Below are 20,828 nucleotides of genomic sequence, written 5' to 3' on the forward strand. Positions count from 1 at the left end.
CGAGTTGAACTCGCGCCTTTTTTTATGCTCCAAGGCTGGGAGAAGCGCGGGCGCGTCCCGCATGTGATGGTCAGGAGGTTCATGTGAACAAGTCGTTGCTGGTTGGTGCGGTATTGGGTGCTGTCGGTGTGACTGCCGGGGGTGCTGTTGCCACCTACAGCCTGGTTAAAAGCGGCCCTGAGTATGCGCAAGTACTGGCCGTAGAACCGGTCAAAACACAGATCAAGACTCCACGTGAAGTGTGCAAGGATGTTGCTGTAACCCGCCAGGCGCCGGTCAAGGATCAACACCAGATTCTCGGTACCGCGATTGGTGCGGTAGCGGGTGGTTTGCTGGGTAACCAGATCGGCGGCGGTACCGGCAAGAAGATTGCGACGGTTGCTGGCGCGGTCGGTGGTGGTTATGCCGGTAACAAGGTGCAGGAAGGTATGCAGAACCGTGACACCTACACCACCACCCAGACTCGCTGTAACACGGTGAATGACATCAGCGACAAGGTCGTCGGTTACGACGTGCGTTATTCGCTGGATGGCAAGGAAGGCAAAGTGCGGATGGATCGTGATCCGGGCAACCAGATTCCGGTCGACAAGGAAGGCAAGTTGATTCTGTCGCAGAATCAGCCGGGTCAGTAAGCGCTGACTGTTTAACAAGAAGCACCCTGCGGGGTGCTTTTTTGTGCCCGGAATTTCTGGCTAAACCCGGATTTCTTGTGGGAGCGAGCCTGCTCGCGAATGCATTCTGACAGTCAATATTGATGTNATACCGCATTCGCGAGCAGGCTCGCTCCCACATGAAGGTTTTGGTGATCTGAAGATCGAATTCCAGGCATAAAAAAAGCACCCCGAAGGGTGCTTTTTGCTTTTTGCGGGAAGCTTAGCGCTTCAGCGAAGCCGGCAGGTGCGGCTGGATCGCCGTCAGTACTGCCTTGAAGCATTTGGTGTTGCCGGCAACGATGTGGCCTTTTTCAAGGAAATCGTGACCGCCGGTGAAGTCGCTCACCAGGCCGCCGGCTTCTTGAATCAACAGGGCGCCAGCCGCCATGTCCCACTCGGACAGGCCCGACTCCCAGAACGCGTCGAAACGACCGGCGGCCACATAGGCCAGGTCCAGGCTGGCGGAACCGGCGCGGCGGATGCCGGCAGTCTGGCCAACCAGGGCGCGGAACATGCCCAGGTAGTTGTCGAGGTTGTCCATCTGGTCGTCACGGAACGGGAAGCCGGTGCCCAGCAGGGCGCCTTCGAGGCTGGTGCGACCGCTCACGCGCAGGCGGCGACCATTCAGCTGAGCGCCGCGACCACGGCTGGCGGTGAATTCTTCCTGGCGAACCGGATCCAGAACCACCGCGTGTTCCAGGCGACCACGGTATTTGCAGGCAATGCTGACCGCAAAGTGAGGAATGCCGCGCAGGAAGTTGGTGGTGCCGTCCAGCGGATCGATGATCCACAGGTATTCTTCGCCTTCAATGCCGTTACCGACGTGCATGCCGGTCTCTTCACCCTGGATCGAGTGATTCGGGTAAGCCTTGCGCAGCGCATCGATGATTTTCTGTTCGGCGGCGCGATCTACCTCGGATACATAATCCTTGGCGTCTTTTTCGTCGACCTTGATGGTATCCAGGCGCTCGATGGAGCGGAAGATCAGTTCACTGGCGCTGCGGGCGGCGCGCAGCGCGATATTCAGCATGGGCTGCATGGATGTGTCACCTAAGGTTGTTAAAGAAAGCCGCGCATTCTATCAGAACTTTTCTTCAGGTGAAGGTCGCTGTTCGCTTTCATAGCTTAACGGTAGGCTGTTCTGTAAGATTTGCACCCCTTTCCTGTGTCCGAGAGCGCCTCCCTTGTTGCAGAACATTCGTGTCGTCCTGGTCAATACCAGCCACCCCGGCAACATCGGCGGGGCCGCGCGCGCCATGAAAAACATGGGTCTGTCGCGGCTGGTGCTGGTCGAGCCGCGCCTGTTTCCGCACCACGAAGCCGATGCCCGTGCTTCCGGTGCCGGGGATATTCTTGAAAACGCACAAGTCGTCGCCACCTTGGAAGACGCTTTGGTCGGCTGCAATCTGGTGCTCGGCACCAGCGCCCGTGACCGGCGCATTCCCTGGCCGCTGCTCGATCCCCGCGAATGCGGCAGCAAAGTGGTCGAGGAGGCCGGGCAGGGCGCGGAGATCGCGCTGGTGTTCGGTCGTGAGGACTCCGGCCTGACCAATGAGGAGTTGCAGCGATGTCACTTTCATGTGCACATCCCCTCCGATCCTGAGTTCAGTTCGTTGAACCTCGGGGCGGCGGTGCAGGTGTTGAGCTATGAAGTGCGCATGGCCTGGCTGGCCGCTCAAGGGCAGCCGACCAAGATCGAGAAAGAAGAAGTGGCCTCGGTGAAAAGTGCCGAGCTCGCGACGATGGATGAGCTGGAGCGCTTTTATGAGCATCTGGAGCAGACGCTGGTCGCCATCGAGTTTCTTGATCCGGAAAAGCCGCGGCACTTGATGGCGCGCCTGCGCCGGTTGTACGGACGCAGCTCGGTCAGCCGGGCGGAAATGAATATTTTGCGTGGCATCCTCACGGAAACCCAGAAAGCGGCCCGTGGTGAGCTTCTTAAGCGGAAGGACTGAATGATGTTTGAGCGTTTGCGTGAAGATATCCAGAGCGTATTCCATCGAGACCCGGCGGCTCGGAACGCTTTTGAAGTCCTGACCTGCTACCCCGGTATGCACGCGATCTGGATTCATCGGTTGGCCGGAATGCTGTGGCGCAACGAGCTGAAATGGCTGGCGCGGCTGGTGTCGAACTTCGGGCGCTGGTTGACCGGGATCGAGATTCATCCGGGGGCCAAGGTCGGTCGGCGTTTCTTTATTGATCACGGCATGGGCATCGTCATCGGTGAGACCGCCGAGATCGGCGATGACGTGACCATTTATCAGGGCGTGACCCTCGGTGGCACCAGCTGGAACAAGGGCAAGCGCCACCCGACGCTGGGTGACGGCGTTGTCGTGGGCGCCGGCGCCAAAGTGCTCGGGCCGTTCACGGTGGGGGCGGGTGCCAAAGTCGGCTCCAACGCCGTCGTGACCAAAGAGGTGCCACCCGGTGCCACGGTGGTGGGGATTCCGGGTCGGATCATCGTCAAGTCTGATGAAGAACAGGACGCCAAGCGCAAAGCCATGGCGGAGAAGATCGGTTTTGATGCATACGGCGTCAGCGAAGACATGCCTGACCCGGTGGCGCGTGCCATCGGTCAGTTGCTCGATCACCTGCAGGCGGTGGACGGGCGGCTGGAGGGGATGTGCGGCGCGCTGAAGGATCTGGGCAGTAATTACTGTGCGAAAGATCTACCGGAGCTGCGCGAAGAAGACTTCGCCTGCGTCAAAGGCAAAGACGAATCCAAAGCCGGCTGACTCGTCTATGTAGGAGCTGCCGAAGGCTGCGATCTTTTGATCTTGATTGGCAGCANAGCCTTCGGCAGCTCCTACAGGTTCCATCGGCAGGGTGGTGTGCCATTAGGCCGCAGACCCTGCTATGATGCGCGCGCTCTTTTGCGGGTAAACCCGACTAAAGCACTAGGTCTTATAGTTGACTTAAATGCTCGGGAATTGCATACTCCCGCCCATTCCGAACTCCGTGGTAATTGTCCATGCGACTGACTACAAAAGGCCGATACGCCGTGACCGCCATGCTTGACCTGGCGTTGCATGCGCAGCACGGGCCGGTGTCCCTGGCCGATATCTCCGAGCGCCAAGGCATCTCCCTGTCCTATCTCGAACAGCTTTTCGCCAAGCTGCGCCGCAGTAACCTGGTTTCCAGTGTTCGCGGTCCTGGCGGTGGTTATCAGCTGTCGCGCGACATGCAGGGCATCCAGGTGGCGCAGGTGATCGATGCGGTCAACGAATCGGTTGATGCTACCAAGTGCCAGGGCCAGGGCGATTGCCATTCCGGTGACACCTGCCTGACCCATCACCTGTGGTGCGACCTGAGCCTGCAGATTCACGAATTTCTAAGTGGTATCAGCTTGGCTGATCTTGTAACTCGCCGTGAGGTGCAAGAAGTAGCCCAGCGTCAGGACCAGCGCCGTTGCAACAGCAAGGCGCCACGCCTGGACAAGATTGAAGCGTCCGCCGTCGAATGACAGCCGAAGAGCTAGCGGAACGCCAGCCCTGATTTAGGAGATAGTCCATGAAATTGCCGATTTACCTTGATTACTCTGCGACCACCCCGGTCGATCCGCGCGTTGCGCAAAAGATGAGTGAATGCCTGCTGGTCGACGGAAACTTCGGTAACCCGGCGTCCCGTTCCCACGTGTTCGGCTGGAAAGCTGAAGAGTCCGTCGAAAACGCCCGTCGTCAGGTGGCCGATCTGGTCAATGCCGACCCGCGTGAAATCGTCTGGACCTCGGGCGCTACCGAGTCCGACAACCTGGCTATCAAGGGTGCGGCACATTTCTACGCTTCCAAGGGCAAGCACCTGATCACCTCCAAGATCGAGCACAAGGCTGTCCTCGACACCATGCGCCAACTGGAGCGTGAAGGTTTCGAAGTGACCTACCTCGAGCCGACCGAAGACGGCCTGATCACTCCGGCGATGATCGAAGCGGCACTGCGCGAGGACACCATTCTGGTGTCGGTGATGCATGTGAACAACGAAATCGGCACCATCAACGACATCGCTGCCATTGGCGAACTGCTTCGTTCGAAGGGCGTCCTGTTCCACGTCGACGCGGCTCAGTCCACCGGCAAGGTCGAGATCGACCTGCAGAAGCTGAAAGTCGACATGATGTCGTTCTCCGCCCACAAAACCTACGGCCCTAAAGGTATCGGCGCGCTGTACGTCAGCCGCAAGCCGCGTGTGCGCATCGAAGCGACCATGCACGGCGGTGGTCACGAGCGTGGCATGCGTTCCGGCACCCTGGCGACGCACCAGATCGTCGGCATGGGCGAAGCGTTCCGTGTAGCCAAGGAAGACATGGCTGCCGAAAACGTGCGCATCAAAGCCCTGAGCGACCGCTTCTACAAGCAGGTCGAGCATCTGGAAGAGCTGTACGTCAACGGCAGCCTGACCGCCCGCGTTCCGCACAACCTGAACCTGAGCTTCAACTACGTTGAAGGCGAGTCGCTGATCATGGCGCTCAAGGATCTGGCGGTATCGTCCGGTTCGGCCTGCACCTCGGCGTCCCTGGAGCCTTCGTACGTTCTGCGCGCCCTGGGCCGCAACGACGAACTGGCACACAGCTCGATCCGTTTCACCTTCGGCCGTTTCACCACCGAAGAAGAAATCGACTACGCCGCGCAGAAGGTCTGCGAGGCCGTTACCAAGCTGCGCGCGCTGTCGCCGCTGTGGGACATGTACAAAGACGGTGTCGACATTTCGAAAATCGAGTGGGCGGCACACTGATTTCAAGTCGCCGCGAACCGACCCTGCGACCCAAGGTTGCAGGGTTTAAAGAGCGACTCTCTGATGAGTGAGGATTAAGCACCATGGCTTACAGTGAAAAGGTCATCGACCACTACGAAAACCCGCGCAACGTCGGCAAGATGAACGCGGAAGATCCGGATGTCGGCACCGGCATGGTTGGCGCTCCGGCGTGCGGCGACGTGATGCGTCTGCAGATCAAGGTCAACGATCAGGGCGTTATCGAAGACGCCAAGTTCAAGACCTACGGCTGCGGTTCGGCAATCGCTTCCAGCTCCCTGGCCACCGAGTGGATGAAGGGCAAGACCCTGGACGAAGCCGAGACCATCAAGAACACTCAGCTGGCCGAAGAATTGGCCCTGCCGCCAGTGAAAATCCACTGCTCGGTACTCGCTGAAGACGCTATCAAAGCGGCTGTTCGCGACTACAAGCAGAAGAAAGGCTTGATCTAAGCATTGCGCGACGAGTAAGGAGTCAACGATGGCTATCAGCATGACAGAAGCGGCTGCTCGACACGTGCGACGCTCCCTCGACGGGCGCGGCAAAGGTGAAGGGATTCGTCTGGGTGTTCGCACCACGGGCTGTTCCGGCCTTGCCTACGTGCTGGAGTTTGTCGACGAGGTGGTTGCCGAGGATCAGGTGTTCGAAAGTCACGGCGAGAAAGTGATCATCGACCCGAAAAGCCTGGCTTACCTGGACGGCACCGAGCTCGATTTCGTCAAGGAAGGGTTGAACGAAGGCTTCAAGTTCAACAACCCCAACGTACGCGGTGAATGTGGCTGCGGCGAAAGCTTCAACATCTGAGGCTTGTCGTGGGTATTCCTTGTCATTTCGCTTTATTCGAGCTGCAACCGAGCTTTCGCCTGGATCTCGAGCAACTGGCCACGCGCTATCGTGAGTTGGCGCGCGGTGTTCATCCTGACCGCTTTGCCGACGCTTCCGAGCGCGAGCAGCGGTCGGCGCTCGAGCAGTCTGCGCGGCTCAACGATGCCTACCAGACGCTCAAGAGTCCTGCCCAGCGCGCACGCTACCTGCTGACCATCAGCGGGCATGAAGTGCCGATGGAAGTCACGGTGCATGATCCCGAGTTTCTCTTGCAGCAGATGCAGTGGCGCGAAGAGCTCGAAGACCTCCAGGACAGCGCCGACCTCGACGGTGTCGCGGTATTCAAGCGTCGCTTGAAAGTCGCTCAGGAACAGTTGAACGAAAGCTTCGCAGCCTGTTGGGATGATGCGGCGCAACGCGAGCAGGCCGAACGCCTGATGCGGCGCATGCAGTTCCTCGACAAGCTCACCTACGAAGTGCGCCAGTTAGAAGAGCGCCTCGACGATTAACCCAGTGCCGCTCCGGTCGCACGCCTGATATACAGATAAGTCCTGATCACGATGGCCCTACTGCAGATCGCCGAACCCGGCCAAAGTCCTCAACCACACCAGCGTCGTCTGGCTGTGGGGATCGACTTGGGCACTACCAATTCGCTGGTCGCTGCGTTGCGCAGTGGTCTTTCCGAACCACTGGCCGACGCTGACGGGCAGGTCATCCTGCCGTCCGCCGTGCGTTATCACGCCGACCGCGTCGAGGTTGGCGAGTCGGCCAAGCTGGCCGCGTCCTCCGATCCCTTGAACACTGTACTGTCGGTCAAGCGCCTGATGGGCCGTGGTCTGTCCGACGTCAAGCAATTGGGCGAGCAACTGCCGTACCGCTTTGTCGGTGGCGAATCGCACATGCCGTTCATCGACACCGTGCAAGGCCCGAAAAGCCCGGTCGAAGTCTCCGCCGACATCCTCAAGGTGCTGCGTCAGCGTGCTGAAGCGACCCTGGGTGGCGAACTGGTCGGTGCGGTGATTACTGTTCCGGCGTATTTCGACGATGCTCAGCGTCAGGCCACCAAGGATGCGGCGAAACTCGCCGGTCTGAACGTGCTGCGCTTGCTCAACGAGCCGACTGCTGCCGCGGTGGCGTATGGTCTGGATCAACACGCCGAAGGTCTGGTCGCAATCTATGACCTGGGCGGCGGCACCTTCGATATTTCGATTCTGCGTCTGACTGGCGGCGTATTCGAAGTGCTGGCCACCGGCGGCGACAGCGCGCTGGGCGGCGATGACTTCGATCACGCGATTGCTGGCTGGATCATCGAGAGCGCCGGCTTGTCCGCCGATCTCGACCCGGGTGCGCAACGCAATCTGCTGCAAACCGCCTGCGCGGCCAAAGAGGCCCTGACCGACGCGCCCAGCGTCGAAGTCGCCTACGGTGACTGGAAAGCGCAGCTGACCCGCGAAGCCTTCGATGCGCTGATCGAGCCAATGATTGCCCGCAGCCTGAAAGCCTGCCGCCGCGCCGTGCGTGATTCCGGTGTCGAACTGGAAGACGTGCATGCCGTGGTCATGGTCGGTGGTTCGACCCGTGTGCCGCGTGTTCGCGAGGCCGTTGCCGAAGCCTTCGGTCGTCAGCCATTGACCGAAATCGACCCGGATCAAGTGGTGGCCATCGGGGCCGCGATCCAGGCGGATACGCTGGCTGGCAACAAGCGTGATGGTGGCGAACTGTTGCTGCTCGACGTGATTCCATTGTCCCTGGGGCTGGAAACCATGGGCGGGCTGATGGAGAAGGTGATTCCGCGCAACACCACCATTCCGGTGGCCCGCGCGCAGGATTTCACCACGTATAAAGATGGTCAGTCGGCCATGGCGATCCATGTGTTGCAGGGTGAGCGCGAGCTGATCAGCGACTGCCGCTCCCTGGCACGCTTCGAACTGCGCGGCATTCCGGCGATGGTAGCCGGCGCGGCGAAGATTCGCGTGACCTTCCAGGTCGATGCCGACGGTCTGCTCAGCGTGTCTGCCCGTGAACTGGGTTCGGGCGTTGAGGCGAGCATTCAGGTCAAGCCGTCCTACGGTCTGACCGACGGTGAAATCGCCAAGATGCTCAAGGACTCGTTCCAGCACGCCAACGACGACAAGGTCGCCCGCGTCCTGCGCGAGCAGCAAGTCGATGCCCAGCGTCTGATCGAGGCGGTGCAGGGCGCTCTGGAGGCCGATGGCGAGCGTTTGCTCGACGCCGAAGAGCGCATGGTTATCGAGTTGCAGATGCAGGAACTGGCCGAACTGATGAAAGGCACCGATGGTTACGCCATCGAGCAACAGACCAAGCGTCTGTCGCAAGTGACTGATGCTTTTGCTGCCCGCCGCATGGATCTGACGGTGAAAGCCGCTCTGTCGGGGCGCAATCTGAATGAAATCGAGGATATCTGATGCCGCAGGTCATTTTTCTGCCCCACGAGAAGTTCTGCCCTGAAGGGATGGTCGTCGAGGCTGAGCCTGGCACTTCGATTCTCGAGCTGGCCCATGAACACCATATCGAGATGGAAAGTGCCTGCGGCGGCGTCTGCGCCTGCACCACTTGCCACTGCATCATCCGCGAGGGTTTCGACTCGCTGGAAGAGGCGGACGAGCTGGAAGAAGACTTCCTCGATCGCGCCTGGGGTCTGGAAGCGCAATCGCGCCTGGCCTGTCAGGCTATCGTTGGTGAAGAAGACCTCACCGTCGAGATTCCGAAATATTCGCTTAACCATGCGGCCGAAGCGCCGCACTGACTGGTAAGACTGTCATGAGCTACGGTTGGAATGATGTTCAACGCATTGCAGAAGAATTGGCCGAAGCCAAGCCGGGTGTAGACCCGTTCTCTGTCAATTTCGTCGATCTGCAGCAATGGATCAAAGAGCTGCCGGATTTTGACAACACCTCTGGCCGTGTCGGCGAGAAAGTGTTGGAAGCGGTTCAGACGCTCTGGGCTGAAGAATTGGACTGATCGTCCTCGCAGGTTAGGCAATACCCAAGAACCCGCGTATAATTCGCGGGTTTAATTTTTCGCAAATTACTGTTTCTGGAGTTACACCATGGCTGTTCAACGTACTTTCTCCATCATCAAGCCTGACGCCGTTGCTAAAGGCGCTGCCGGCGAAATCGTTACCCGTTTCGAAAAGGCTGGTCTGAAAGTGGTTGCTTCGAAAATGAAGCAGCTGTCCAAAGCCGAAGCTGAAGGCTTCTACGCTGAGCACAAAGAGCGCGGTTTCTTCGGTGACCTGGTTGCTTTCATGATCTCCGGTCCAGTGGTTGTTCAGGTTCTGGAAGGCGAAAACGCTATCGCTCGCAACCGTGAGCTGATGGGCGCTACCAACCCTAAAGAAGCTGCTGCCGGCACCATCCGTGCTGACTTCGCCGAGTCGATCGACGCCAACGCCGTTCACGGTTCGGACTCCGAAGCCGCTGCTGCTCGCGAAATCTCGTACTTCTTCGCAGCTACTGAAGTAACCACTCGCTAAGCATTGCTTAAAGAGTGAAGGTGAATCCATGACGACATCGACTGTGAAAACAAACCTGCTGGGTCTGACCCAGCCGGAAATGGAAAAATTCTTCGACTCAATCGGGGAGAAGCGTTTCCGTGCCGGTCAGGTAATGAAATGGATTCACCACTTTGGCGTCGATGATTTCGACGCCATGACGAACGTCAGCAAGGCCTTGCGCGAAAAGCTCAAGGCTGTTGCTGAGGTCCGTGGTCCCGAAGTGGTCAGCGAGGACATTTCCAGCGACGGCACCCGCAAGTGGGTGGTGCGCGTGGCGTCCGGCAGCTGTGTCGAGACCGTGTACATTCCCCAGGGCAAACGCGGGACTCTGTGCGTTTCGTCCCAGGCAGGCTGTGCCCTGGACTGCAGTTTCTGCTCCACCGGCAAGCAAGGCTTCAACAGCAACCTCACCGCCGCCGAAGTCATCGGTCAGGTGTGGATTGCCAACAAATCCTTCGGCAGTGTTCCGGCTACCATCGACCGCGCCATCACCAACGTGGTGATGATGGGCATGGGCGAACCGCTGCTGAACTTCGACAACGTCGTGGCCGCCATGCATCTGATGATGGATGACCTGGGCTACGGGATCTCCAAGCGCCGCGTGACCCTGTCCACTTCGGGCGTGGTGCCGATGATCGATGAGCTGGCCAAGCACATCGACGTCTCCCTGGCGTTGTCCCTGCACGCACCGAATGACGCATTGCGTAACCAATTGGTGCCGATCAACAAGAAATATCCGCTTAAGATGCTGCTCGAGTCGTGCCAGCGCTACATGTCCGCACTGGGCGAGAAACGTGTGCTGACCATCGAGTACACCTTGCTCAAGGACGTCAACGACAAGCTTGAGCATGCGGTGGAAATGATCGAGTTGCTCAAAGACATTCCGTGCAAGATCAACCTGATTCCGTTCAACCCGTTCCCGCATTCCGGTTACGAGCGGCCGAGCAACAATGCCATTCGTCGGTTCCAGGATCAGTTGCATCAGGCCGGCTTTAACGTCACTGTCCGCACCACCCGTGGTGAAGACATCGACGCCGCATGTGGTCAATTGGTAGGGCAGGTGCTGGATCGCACCCGTCGCAGCGAACGTTACATCGCCGTGCGCGAGTTGAGCGCCGACAGCGATATGGCACAGAACGCCGCGAACACTAACTAAGAGAGGATCTCTATGTCCCTGCGCTTTGCGCTGCTGTTGCTGATGGCCAGCCTGTGTGCTGGTTGTGTCCTGTCGGGTGACTACAACCCGATGAAGACCAGCAAGGGCCGCGACGAAGCGCGTGCCGCCTACGTGCAGCTGGGACTGGGATACTTGCAGCAAGGGATGACCGAGCGCGCCAAGGTGCCGCTGAAGAAGGCGCTGGAGCTGGACGGCTCCGATCCTGATGCCAATGCTGCCCTCGGGCTGGTGTTCCAGGCCGAAATGGAGCCGAAACTGGCCGATGAGCATTTCCGCAAAGCCCTGTCCTCGCGTCCCGCCGATGCACGAATCCTCAATAACTACGGCAGTTTTCTCTACGAAGAACAGCGTTACAAGGAAGCCTACGAGCGTTTTGAGCAGGCAGCCGCCGATACCCTGTATCCTGAGCGTTCGCGGGTGTTCGAGAACCTCGGCATGACCGCCTCGAAGCTCGGGCAGCGGGATCTGGCGCAGCAGCAACTGGAAAAAGCCCTGCGGCTGAACCGTCAACAACCGCGCGCTTTGCTGGAAATGGCTGAGTTGTCCTTCGAAGACAGGCATTATGTGCCCGCGCGTGACTATTACGACCGTTTCAGCCTGCTAACCGAGCAAAATGCACGTAGTCTATTGCTCGGCGTTCGGCTGGCAAAAGTGTTTGAAGATCGCGACAAGGCCGCCAGTTACGGCCTGCAATTAAAACGACTCTATCCCGGTACGCCGGAATATCAGCAATACCTGTCGGAGCAATGATGAAAGCGGCGCATCCCGAAGTTGTAGCAGCGACTCGCGTTAATCCCGGTGAGACCTTGCGCCAGGCACGCGAAAGCAATGGCTGGTCGCTGGCCGAAGTGGCCCTCAAGCTCAACCTCACCGTGACTTCCCTGAGCAATCTTGAGGCTGGCGCTTTCGACAAGCTGCCGGGGCATACTTTCGCTCGTGGCTACATTCGCGCTTACGCCAAGTTGCTTGGCATGGACCAGACCGTTCTGGTTCAGCAATTCGACCAGTCCACCGGCACCGACTCACAGGGCAGCAACGTGCATGCGCTGGGTCGTATCGAAGAGCCGGTGCGGGTTTCACACACTATTTTGCGTATTGTCAGCCTGCTGTTGCTGGTCGCGGTCATCGGCGGCGGTTTCGTCTGGTGGCAGGATCAGACGTCGCAGCGCAGCAAGGACGTGACCAGCCTGGCCCCTGAGCACGTTGAAGTCGAAGGCGCCGACGGCACCACACAGATTCACCCGATCGACGAGCCGGAAGACCAGGCCGTTGCCGAAGGTCAGGCCGAAGGCGCAACCGCGCTGGCCCTGCCGCAATCGGAAACCACCGCTGAATCGACCGGTGCCGAGCCGGTTGCTCCGGCCACCGCACCCGCCGCCCCGGCTGCGACCACGCCGGCGGCACCGGTTCATACACCGGCCCCGGCTGTGGCGGCTCCGGCGACTCCGGCACCGAATGCCCCGGCCACACCAGCGCCGACGGTCACCGCACCAGTGGTCGCGGCTACCCCTGCGCCGACCGCAGAAGCAGCTGTCCCAGCGGCTGGCGACGGCCAGGTGCAACTGCAGTTCACCGCCGATTGCTGGGCACAGGTCACCGATGGTCGCGGCAAAGTGCTGTTCAGCGGTCTGAAACACAAAGGCGACAGCGTTTCGGTTTCCGGCAAACCGCCACTGGCGGTGCGCCTGGGTGTGGCTCGCGCCGCACAGGTCAGCTACAACGGCCAACCGGTCGATATCGCTCCGTTCACCAGTGGCGAGACTGCTCGCCTGAAGTTGGGTCAATAAGTCATGCACGGCGAATCTCCAATCAAACGTCGCGTTTCGCGCAAGATCTGGGTCGGTAACGTACCTGTTGGCGGCGATGCGCCCATCGCTGTGCAGAGCATGACCAACAGCGACACCAATGATGTGGCTGCCACCGTCGCCCAGATCAATCGTCTGGAAGCGGCCGGCGTCGACATCGTCCGCGTTTCGGTACCGGACATGGACGCCGCCGAGGCGTTCGGCAGGATCAAGCAACTGGTCAAGGTGCCACTGGTTGCCGACATCCACTTCGACTACAAGATCGCGCTGCGCGTCGCCGAACTGGGTGTGGACTGCCTGCGCATCAACCCGGGCAACATCGGTCGTGAAGACCGTGTGCGCGCCGTGGTCGATGCCGCCCGTGATCGCGGGATTCCGATCCGCATCGGCGTCAACGCCGGCTCGCTGGAAAAAGACCTGCAGAAGAAATACGGCGAGCCGACCCCGGCGGCCCTGGTCGAGTCCGCGCTGCGTCACGTCGAGCACCTCGAACGCCTGAATTTCCAGGACTTCAAGGTCAGCGTGAAAGCCTCCGACGTGTTCATGGCCGTTGAAGCCTACCGTCTGCTGGCCAAGGAAATCGTCCAGCCGCTGCACCTGGGCATCACCGAAGCCGGTGGTTTGCGTTCGGGCACAGTGAAATCCGCCGTGGGCCTAGGTATGCTGCTCGCCGAGGGGATTGGCGATACTATCCGCATCTCGCTGGCGGCCGATCCGGTCGAGGAAGTGAAGGTCGGTTACGACATTCTCAAGTCTTTGCATCTGCGTTCCCGTGGCATCAACTTCATCGCCTGCCCGAGCTGCTCGCGGCAGAACTTCGATGTGGTCAAGACCATGAACGAGCTGGAAGGGCGCCTTGAAGACCTGCTGGTGCCGCTGGATGTCGCGGTGATCGGTTGCGTGGTCAACGGCCCCGGCGAAGCCAAGGAAGCCCATATCGGCTTGACCGGCGGCACGCCAAACCTGATTTACATCGACGGCAAGCCGTCGCAGAAACTGACGAATGACAATCTGGTGGACGAGCTGGAAAAGCTGATCCGCGAGAAAGCGGCCGAGAAGGTCGAAGCTGACGCAGCGGTCATCGCGCGCGGCTGAGCCTGACTGAAAGCCGAACGAATTTAAGGATTTAAAGTGAGCAAGTCTCTGCAAGCCATTCGTGGCATGAACGACATCCTGCCCGAACAGACCCCGCTGTGGCGTTATTTCGAGGGTACAGTCGCGCGTTTGCTGGATAACTACGGTTACAAGCAGATCCGCATGCCGATTGTCGAATTCACCGAGCTGTTCAAGCGCTCGATCGGTGAAGTGACCGACATCGTCGAAAAAGAGATGTACACCTTCGAAGATCGCAACGGCGACTCCCTGACTCTGCGTCCGGAAGGCACCGCAGCGTGTGTGCGTGCGGTGCTCGAGCACGGCATCACCGGCGGTGGTCAGGTGCAGAAACTCTGGTACATCGGCCCGATGTTCCGCCACGAGCGTCCGCAGAAAGGCCGTTATCGCCAGTTCCACCAGATCGGTCTGGAGGTGTTCAACCTCGACGGCCCGGACATCGATGCCGAGTTGATCATCATGACCTGGCGCCTGTGGGGCGAACTGGGTATCCGTGATGCGGTCAAGCTCGAACTCAACAGTCTGGGCACCAGCGAGTCCCGTGGTCGCTATCGTGAAGCGCTGGTCGAGTACCTCTCGGCGCACCACGACAAGCTCGACGAGGACAGCCAGCGTCGCCTGAAAACCAACCCGCTGCGCGTGCTCGACACCAAAAATGCCGACACTCAGGCGGTATTGGTCGATGCGCCGAAAATGGCCGACTACCTAGACGACGAGTCCCGTGCGCACTTCGAAGGTCTGAAGGCGCGTCTGGACGCGGTTGGCATCCCGTACGTGCTCAACCCGAAACTGGTACGTGGCCTCGATTACTACAGCAAAACCGTATTCGAATGGGTCACCGACAAGCTCGGCGCCCAGGGCACTGTCTGCGCGGGTGGTCGTTACGACGGTCTGGTCGAGCAGATGGGCGGCAAGCCGACCGCTGGCGTCGGTTTCGCCATGGGCATCGAGCGTCTGGTGTTGATGCTCGAAACCCTGGAGCAGATCCCGGAAGAAATCTCCCGTCAGGTCGACGTCTACCTCTGCGCCTTTGGCGAGCAGGCCGAACTGGCCGGTCTGGCCCTGGCCGAGCGTGTACGTGACCAGCTTCCAAACCTGCGTCTGCAAGTCAATGCCGGCGCCGGCAGCTTCAAAAGCCAGTTCAAGAAAGCCGACAAGAGCGGTGCGCTGTATGCACTGATCCTGGGTGACGACGAAATGGCCCAGCAAGTGGTAGGTTTCAAACCCCTGCGTGGCCAGGGCGAACAACAAAGCATTGCCTGGGATGCGCTTGCCGCTCACCTGGCCACCTGCGTCGTGCAGGGTTGAAGCTGTCCAAACAGCCGATTTAGCGATTAAGGAGTATTGGGGTGTCGAGTACCGAAGACGAACAGTTGGCGGATTTGAAGGACTGGTGGACACGCAACGGCAAACCTCTGGTCACCGGCGGCCTGTTGGCGCTGGTCATCGTGTTCGGCTGGCAGGCTTTTCACAAGTATCAGAGCAACCAGTCGCAAGGCGCCTCGGTGCTCTATCAGCAACTGCTGGAAACCACGCTGACTCCGGATGGCAAGCCTGACGCTGCACGCGTTGCGGACCTGGCCGGCAAGCTCAACAGCGAATTCGGCGGCACCGCGTACGCGCAGTACGGCAGCTTGTTCGTGGCCAAGGTAGCGGTCGACAGCGGCAAGCTTGACGACGCCGCCACCGAACTCAAGGCCATCGTTGCCAAACCGGCCAACCCGGCGCTGGGCGAAATCGCCCGTCAGCGTCTGGCTCAGGTGCTGGGTGCGCAGAACAAGGCTGATGAAGCCTTGAAGCTGCTCGACGGCGATGCCGATAAGGCGTTCCTGGCCACTCGCGAAGAACTCAAGGGTGACTTGCTGGTTCAGTTGGGTCGTACCGACGAGGCGAACACCGCTTATCAAAAAGCCAAGGCGGCACTGTCGGATGAAGCGGCAGTCGGTGGCCTTCAAATCAAGCTCGACGACCTGGCCAAAGGGGATGCGTGACGTGATCCGTTGGAAGCATGCAGCATTGCTGGCTCTGGCCATTCTGGCCGCGGGTTGCAGCAGCAACAGCAAAAAAGAACTGCCACCGGCCGAGCTGACCGACTTCAAAGAAGAAGTGGTTCTGCAAAAGCAGTGGAGCCGTTCGATCGGTGACGGTCAGGGCGAAACCTATAACATGCTGGTTCCGGCGATTGATGGTGACACCATCTACGCGGCCGATGTGACCGGCATTGTTATGGCCATGGATCGCGGCAATGGCGACGTGAAGTGGAAAAAGGATCTTGAACTGCCTGTTTCCGGCGCCGTTGGCGTGGGTTACGGTCTGGTCACGATCGGTACCCTCAAGGGTGAAATCGTTGCCCTCGACGCCATCAACGGCGAAGAGAAGTGGCGCGCCCGGGTTTCCAGCGAAGTCCTCGCGCCGCCGGCCAACAACGGTGACGTTGTCGTGGTGCAGACTCAGGACGATCGTCTGATCGGTCTGGACGCTGCCACTGGCGACCGTCGCTGGACTTACGACAGTACCCCTGCGGTCCTGACCCTGCGCGGCACCAGCGCACCCGTCGTGACCAACCGCCTCGCGGTGGCTGGCCTGTCGACTGGTAAAGTGGTTGCCCTGGACATTTCCAACGGCGTGCCGGTCTGGGAGCAGCGCGTTGCGATTCCAACCGGTCGTTCCGAACTGGAGCGCGTGGTCGACATTGACGGCGGTCTGCTGCTGTCCGGTGAAACCCTTTACGTCGCCAGCTATCAGGGCCGCGTTGCGGCACTCGATCTGCAGAGCGGTCGTCAACTCTGGCAGCGCGATGCTTCGAGCTATGCCGGTGTTGCCCAAGGTTTTGGCAACGTCTACGTGAGCCTGTCTTCGGGCACCGTTGAAGGCGTGGACGAGCGTTCGACCACTGCACTGTGGAGCAACGACTCGCTGGCTCGCCGCCAACTGTCGGCTCCTGAAGTGTTCTCCAGCTACGTAGCCGTCGGTGACCTGGAAGGTTACCTGCACCTGTTGAGCCAGGTGGACGGTCGTTTTGTGGGTCGTGAGCGTATCGACAGTGACGGCCTGCGTGCCCGTCCGCTGGTGGTGGGCAACACGATCTATGTGTATGGCAACAGCGGCAAACTGGAAGCCCTGACCATCAAGTAACAACTATGCTTGGGGTTAACCCCCAAGCGGCCCCGGATTTCCGGGGCTTGCAGCGCTAACCGGCGTTGCCCCGAGCACCAGCCGCTGCCTCGCAGCGGCTTTTGTATTTTCTGAAATAACGAAGTGGAGAGCCGCATGGTTCCCGTAATCGCCCTGGTGGGCCGACCGAACGTCGGCAAATCCACCTTGTTCAACCGCCTGACCAGGACTCGCGACGCCATCGTCGGCGACTTGTCCGGTCTGACCCGTGATCGCCAGTACGGTGAGGCCAAGTGGCAAGGGCGTTCCTACATTCTGATCGACACCGGCGGTATCTCCGGTGACGAGCATGGTATGGACGAAAAAATGGCCGAGCAGTCGCTGCTGGCCATTGAAGAAGCGGATGTTGTGCTGTTCCTGGTAGATGCCAAGGCCGGTTTCACCGCCGCCGACCAGATGATCGCCGAACACTTGCGCAAGCGTAACAAGCGTTCCCACGTGGTTGCCAACAAGGTCGACAACATCGACCCGGAAATGGCCCGCGCCGAATTCGCCCCGCTGGGCATGGGCCACGCGATCCCGATCGCCGGCGCTCACGGCCGTGGTATCACTCAACTGCTGGAAGCGGCACTGAGCGATTTCCCGCGTGATGAAGACGAGCCGCAGGAAGGCGAAGAAGAAGAGATCGTCGCCGAAGGCGAGGAAGCCAAGCGCATTCCTGGCCCGAGCGAAAAAGACGGGATCAAGATCGCCATCATCGGCCGTCCGAACGTCGGCAAGTCGACCCTGGTCAACCGCATGCTCGGTGAAGACCGGGTCATCGTTTATGACCAGCCTGGCACCACCCGCGACAGTATCTACATCCCGTTCGAGCGTAACGACGAGAAGTACACGCTGATCGACACCGCCGGTGTGCGCAAGCGCGGCAAGATTCACGAAGAAGTCGAAAAGTTCTCCGTGGTCAAAACCCTGCAGGCGATCAAAGACGCCAACGTGGTGATCTTCGTGATGGACGCCCGCGAAGGCGTGGTCGATCACGACCTCAACCTGCTGGGCTTTGCCCTTGAAGCCGGTCGTGCGTTGGTGATCGCAATCAACAAATGGGACGGCATGACCCCGAGCGAGCGCGACTTTGTGAAGGTCGAGCTGCAACGTCGTCTGTTCTTCGTCGACTTCGCCGACATCCACTTCATCTCGGCATTGCACGGTACTGGCGTGGGCAACCTCTATGCCTCGGTGCAGAACTCGTTCAAGTCCGCGGTCACCCGCTGGCCGACCAGCCGCCTCACGCAGATTCTCGAAGACGCGGTCAGCGAGCACCAGCCGCCGATGGTCAACAGCCGCCGGATCAAGCTGCGTTACGCTCACCTGGGTGGTGCGAACCCGCCGATCATCGTGATCCACGGTAACCAGATCGAGAAAGTGCCGAAGTCGTATGTGCGCTATCTGGAGAACACTTACCGCCGTGTGCTGAAGCTGGTCGGTACGCCGATCCGCATCGAGTTCAAGGGCGGTGAGAACCCGTACGAAGGCAACAAGAACACGCTGACCGACCGCCAGGTCAACAAGAAGCGTCGCTTGATGTCGCACAACAAGAAAGCCAGCAAGAAGCGCCGCGACAAGAAGTGATCAAGTTGATTGTTCCCACAATTGTGTGGGAATGCTCAACCGCTTCTGTGGGAGCTGGCGAAGCCTGCGATCTTTTGACTTTGCTTTGAAGGCAAGATCAAAAGATCGCAGCCTGCGGCAGCTCCTACAGGGTTCGGCGATAAAAAGGGTGCTCAGTTGAGCGCCCTTTTTTTATGGGCGCCGGATGGGCTATTCTCGGGCTCTCCCGCGCCGCCGTCAGAGCCGGGTGTAGAGCAGGGAACCCCTCGATGATCACCAGTAAGTTGCCGAACGTCGGCATCACTATTTTCACGCAGATGTCTCAGCTCGCGGCACAGACCGGAGCGATCAACCTGTCCCAGGGTTTCCCTGACTTCGACGGCCCGCAATCCCTGCGTGACGCGGTCGGTCGACATATCGCCAGCGGCCACAACCAGTATTCACCGATGACCGGCCTGCCGGCGCTGCGCGAGCAGATCGCGGCGAAGATCGCGCGCAGCTATGGCGTGAAAGTCGATGCCGACAGCGAAGTGACCGTCACGCCGGGTGCGACCCAAGCGATATTCTGTGCGATTCAGGCGGTTATCCACAGCGGCGACGAAGTCATCGTGTTCGACCCGTGCTACGACAGCTATGAACCGGCGACGCAGTTGGCGGGGGGGCGCTGCGTGCATGTGCAACTGAACCCGGATGATTTCTCCATCGATTTCGACAAGCTCGCCGCGGCCCTCAGCCCGCGCACGAAAATGATCGTCATCAATACCCCGCACAACCCGAGCGGAGCGCTGATCAGCCGTGCCGAACTGGATCAACTGGCAGAGTTGATCCGTGGGCGCGACATCTACCTGATCAGCGATGAAGTCTACGAACACCTGGTGTTTGACGGCGTGCCGCATGTCAGCGTGTTGGCCCACGAAGAGCTGTATCAGCGTGCGTTTGTGGTCAGTTCGTTCGGCAAGACCTACCACGTCACCGGCTGGAAAACCGGCTACGTGGTTGCGCCCCCGGCGCTGACCGCCGAGCTGCGCAAGGTGCACCAGTACGTCAGTTTCTGCGGCGTGACGCCGCTGCAATACGCCCTGGCCGATTACATGGCCGAGCACCCGGAGCACGTTGAAGAGCTGCCGGGTTTCTATCAGGCCAAGCGCGACCTGTTCTGCGATTTGCTGACGCCGTCGCGCTTCACCTTCACCCGCGTCACCGGCACGTATTTCCAGTTGGTCGATTACTCGCAGATTCGTCCTGACTTGAACGACGTCGACATGGCGATCTGGATGACTCGCGAACACGGCGTGGCGAGCATTCCGGTGTCGGTGTTCTATCAGAATCCACCGCAAGGCCAGCGCCTGGTGCGCCTGTGCTTCGCCAAACGCGAGGAGACGCTGCGCGAAGCGGCGGCAAAACTATGCGTGATCTGAGTGCATTGCCCGATCTCAATCTGGCGCTGATCCAGACCAGCCTGGCCTGGCATGACCGTCAAGCCAACCTCGAGCACTTCGAGGTGTTGCTGGAGCAGGCCCGAGGCGCCGACCTGATCATCCTGCCGGAGATGTTCACCACTGGCTTCTCCATGGAGTCGCAAACCCTCGCCGAAGCCGAGCATGGCCCGACCAGCAAGTGGATGAAGGCGCAGGCCGCGAAACTGAATGCGGTGATCACCGGCAGCGTGATCATTCAGGCGGCGGATGGCAGCCATCGCAATCGCCTGCTGTGGGCGCGCCCGGACGGTGAAGTCTGGCATTACGACAAGCGCCACCTGTTCCGTATGGCTGGCGAGCACAATCACTACACGCCCGGCGAGCGTCAGGTGCAGTTCGAACTCAAGGGCTGGCGGATTCGGCCGCTGATTTGCTACGACCTGCGTTTCCCGGTGTGGAGTCGCGATGCTCAGGACACCGATCTGCTGCTGTACACCGCCAATTGGCCGGGCGCACGGCGTCTGCACTGGAACCGCTTGCTGCCGGCGCGGGCGATTGAAAACCTGTGCTACGTGGCGGCGGTGAACCGGATTGGCACCGACGGCAAGGGCTTTGCCTATACCGGCGACAGTCAGGTGCTGGATTTCCAGGGCGAGACGTTGCTGGCGGCGGGGGAGGCCGACGGCGTGTTCAAAGCAGTACTGGAAGCGGCACCACTGGCGGCGTATCGCGAGCGCTTTCCGGCGAATCTGGATGCGGATACCTTCGAGTTCACCTGAAAAGCCAAAGATCGCAGCCTGCGGCAGCTCCTACAGGATGTACGCTGTCCCGATGTAGGAGCTGCCGAAGGCTGCG

23 protein-coding genes are annotated in these 20,828 nt (G+C 59.9%); 22 read left to right on the plus strand and 1 reads right to left on the minus strand.

All coding sequences use genetic code 11. The features are described 5' to 3' along the window. Positions 1-83 precede the first annotated feature (83 nt). Positions 84-632, plus strand: coding sequence for a glycine zipper 2TM domain-containing protein (locus ACTJKS_RS20620; RefSeq protein ID WP_041071808.1), 549 nt, complete (start codon positions 84-86; stop codon positions 630-632). A 241-nt stretch (positions 633-873) separates the two neighbouring features. Here ACTJKS_RS20620 and suhB read toward each other — a convergent pair whose 3' ends face one another. Continuing rightward, entirely contained in the window at positions 874-1,692 is an 819-nt protein-coding gene (gene suhB / locus ACTJKS_RS20625; protein ID WP_007964419.1) for a type III secretion system regulator SuhB, read from the minus strand. A gap of 145 nt (positions 1,693-1,837) precedes the next feature. Here suhB and trmJ point away from each other — a divergent pair, with 145 nt between their 5' ends. The 21 genes from trmJ (at position 1,838) to ACTJKS_RS20730 (ending at position 20,752) form a co-directional block, all read left to right on the plus strand. Then, on the plus strand, positions 1,838-2,608 hold the full coding sequence (gene trmJ, locus ACTJKS_RS20630; RefSeq protein ID WP_041071810.1) for a tRNA (cytosine(32)/uridine(32)-2'-O)-methyltransferase TrmJ: 771 nt from the start codon (positions 1,838-1,840) through the stop codon (positions 2,606-2,608). Between the two features lie 3 nt (positions 2,609-2,611). Next, positions 2,612-3,388 carry a serine O-acetyltransferase gene (cysE, locus tag ACTJKS_RS20635; RefSeq protein ID WP_007964422.1) on the plus strand — a complete coding sequence of 259 codons (777 nt, stop codon included), beginning with the start codon at positions 2,612-2,614 and terminating at the stop codon, positions 3,386-3,388. 236 nt (positions 3,389-3,624) lie between these two features. Beyond that, complete coding sequence (gene iscR, locus ACTJKS_RS20640; protein ID WP_003227911.1) at positions 3,625-4,116, plus strand: Fe-S cluster assembly transcriptional regulator IscR; 492 nt, start codon at positions 3,625-3,627, stop codon at positions 4,114-4,116. A 47-nt stretch (positions 4,117-4,163) separates the two neighbouring features. After that, entirely contained in the window at positions 4,164-5,378 is a 1,215-nt protein-coding gene (locus tag ACTJKS_RS20645) for an IscS subfamily cysteine desulfurase (RefSeq protein WP_041071812.1), read from the plus strand. An 83-nt stretch (positions 5,379-5,461) separates the two neighbouring features. Continuing rightward, the gene (iscU, locus tag ACTJKS_RS20650) at positions 5,462-5,848 is read left to right on the plus strand and encodes a Fe-S cluster assembly scaffold IscU (RefSeq protein WP_003227907.1); all 387 of its coding nucleotides are present in this window, start codon (positions 5,462-5,464) and stop codon (positions 5,846-5,848) included. A 28-nt stretch (positions 5,849-5,876) separates the two neighbouring features. Next, positions 5,877-6,200 (plus strand): iron-sulfur cluster assembly protein IscA, encoded by a 324-nt coding sequence (iscA, locus tag ACTJKS_RS20655; RefSeq protein WP_003227904.1) that lies wholly within the window; start codon positions 5,877-5,879, stop codon positions 6,198-6,200. Between the two features lie 8 nt (positions 6,201-6,208). After that, a complete protein-coding gene (gene hscB / locus ACTJKS_RS20660) occupies positions 6,209-6,730 on the plus strand; it encodes a co-chaperone HscB (protein ID WP_003227901.1) in 522 nt (173 codons plus the stop codon). Between the two features lie 51 nt (positions 6,731-6,781). Continuing rightward, positions 6,782-8,647 (plus strand): Fe-S protein assembly chaperone HscA, encoded by a 1,866-nt coding sequence (hscA, locus tag ACTJKS_RS20665; protein ID WP_041071819.1) that lies wholly within the window; start codon positions 6,782-6,784, stop codon positions 8,645-8,647. Further along, positions 8,647-8,988, plus strand: a complete 342-nt coding sequence (gene fdx / locus ACTJKS_RS20670) for an ISC system 2Fe-2S type ferredoxin (RefSeq protein WP_041071821.1) — start codon at positions 8,647-8,649, stop codon at positions 8,986-8,988. Before hscA ends, fdx begins: the two co-directional genes overlap by 1 nt. Positions 8,989-9,002: 14 nt before the next feature. Then, positions 9,003-9,203: a Fe-S cluster assembly protein IscX gene (iscX, locus tag ACTJKS_RS20675; protein WP_008084655.1), complete on the plus strand. Its 201-nt coding sequence runs from the start codon at positions 9,003-9,005 to the stop codon at positions 9,201-9,203. Positions 9,204-9,291: 88 nt separating this feature from the next. Beyond that, positions 9,292-9,717: a nucleoside-diphosphate kinase gene (ndk, locus tag ACTJKS_RS20680; RefSeq protein WP_003227894.1), complete on the plus strand. Its 426-nt coding sequence runs from the start codon at positions 9,292-9,294 to the stop codon at positions 9,715-9,717. Positions 9,718-9,745: 28 nt separating this feature from the next. Next, positions 9,746-10,894, plus strand: a complete 1,149-nt coding sequence (rlmN, locus tag ACTJKS_RS20685) for a 23S rRNA (adenine(2503)-C(2))-methyltransferase RlmN (protein ID WP_086791708.1) — start codon at positions 9,746-9,748, stop codon at positions 10,892-10,894. A 12-nt stretch (positions 10,895-10,906) separates the two neighbouring features. After that, positions 10,907-11,665 carry a type IV pilus biogenesis/stability protein PilW gene (gene pilW / locus ACTJKS_RS20690; RefSeq protein ID WP_086791709.1) on the plus strand — a complete coding sequence of 253 codons (759 nt, stop codon included), beginning with the start codon at positions 10,907-10,909 and terminating at the stop codon, positions 11,663-11,665. Next, complete coding sequence (locus ACTJKS_RS20695) at positions 11,665-12,702, plus strand: RodZ domain-containing protein (protein WP_097086136.1); 1,038 nt, start codon at positions 11,665-11,667, stop codon at positions 12,700-12,702. Before pilW ends, ACTJKS_RS20695 begins: the two co-directional genes overlap by 1 nt. A gap of 3 nt (positions 12,703-12,705) precedes the next feature. Beyond that, complete coding sequence (gene ispG / locus ACTJKS_RS20700) at positions 12,706-13,815, plus strand: flavodoxin-dependent (E)-4-hydroxy-3-methylbut-2-enyl-diphosphate synthase (protein WP_007964434.1); 1,110 nt, start codon at positions 12,706-12,708, stop codon at positions 13,813-13,815. Between the two features lie 36 nt (positions 13,816-13,851). Continuing rightward, positions 13,852-15,141 (plus strand): histidine--tRNA ligase, encoded by a 1,290-nt coding sequence (gene hisS, locus ACTJKS_RS20705; protein ID WP_003227887.1) that lies wholly within the window; start codon positions 13,852-13,854, stop codon positions 15,139-15,141. A 41-nt stretch (positions 15,142-15,182) separates the two neighbouring features. After that, on the plus strand, positions 15,183-15,824 hold the full coding sequence (locus ACTJKS_RS20710) for a tetratricopeptide repeat protein (protein WP_007964436.1): 642 nt from the start codon (positions 15,183-15,185) through the stop codon (positions 15,822-15,824). After that, positions 15,817-16,968 carry an outer membrane protein assembly factor BamB gene (gene bamB / locus ACTJKS_RS20715; RefSeq protein ID WP_047296334.1) on the plus strand — a complete coding sequence of 384 codons (1,152 nt, stop codon included), beginning with the start codon at positions 15,817-15,819 and terminating at the stop codon, positions 16,966-16,968. The genes ACTJKS_RS20710 and bamB overlap by 8 nt, the downstream gene beginning before the upstream one ends. 135 nt (positions 16,969-17,103) lie before the next feature. Then, on the plus strand, positions 17,104-18,576 hold the full coding sequence (gene der / locus ACTJKS_RS20720; protein ID WP_041071834.1) for a ribosome biogenesis GTPase Der: 1,473 nt from the start codon (positions 17,104-17,106) through the stop codon (positions 18,574-18,576). Between the two features lie 248 nt (positions 18,577-18,824). Then, positions 18,825-19,973 carry a pyridoxal phosphate-dependent aminotransferase gene (locus ACTJKS_RS20725; RefSeq protein WP_108183716.1) on the plus strand — a complete coding sequence of 383 codons (1,149 nt, stop codon included), beginning with the start codon at positions 18,825-18,827 and terminating at the stop codon, positions 19,971-19,973. Then, positions 19,961-20,752: an amidohydrolase gene (locus ACTJKS_RS20730; RefSeq protein WP_108183715.1), complete on the plus strand. Its 792-nt coding sequence runs from the start codon at positions 19,961-19,963 to the stop codon at positions 20,750-20,752. The genes ACTJKS_RS20725 and ACTJKS_RS20730 overlap by 13 nt, the downstream gene beginning before the upstream one ends. The last annotated feature ends 76 nt before the right edge of the window (positions 20,753-20,828 follow it).

This window comes from Pseudomonas sp. 22189 (assembly GCF_052045635.1).
GTDB classification, from domain to species: Bacteria; Pseudomonadota; Gammaproteobacteria; order Pseudomonadales; family Pseudomonadaceae; genus Aquipseudomonas; species Aquipseudomonas parakoreensis.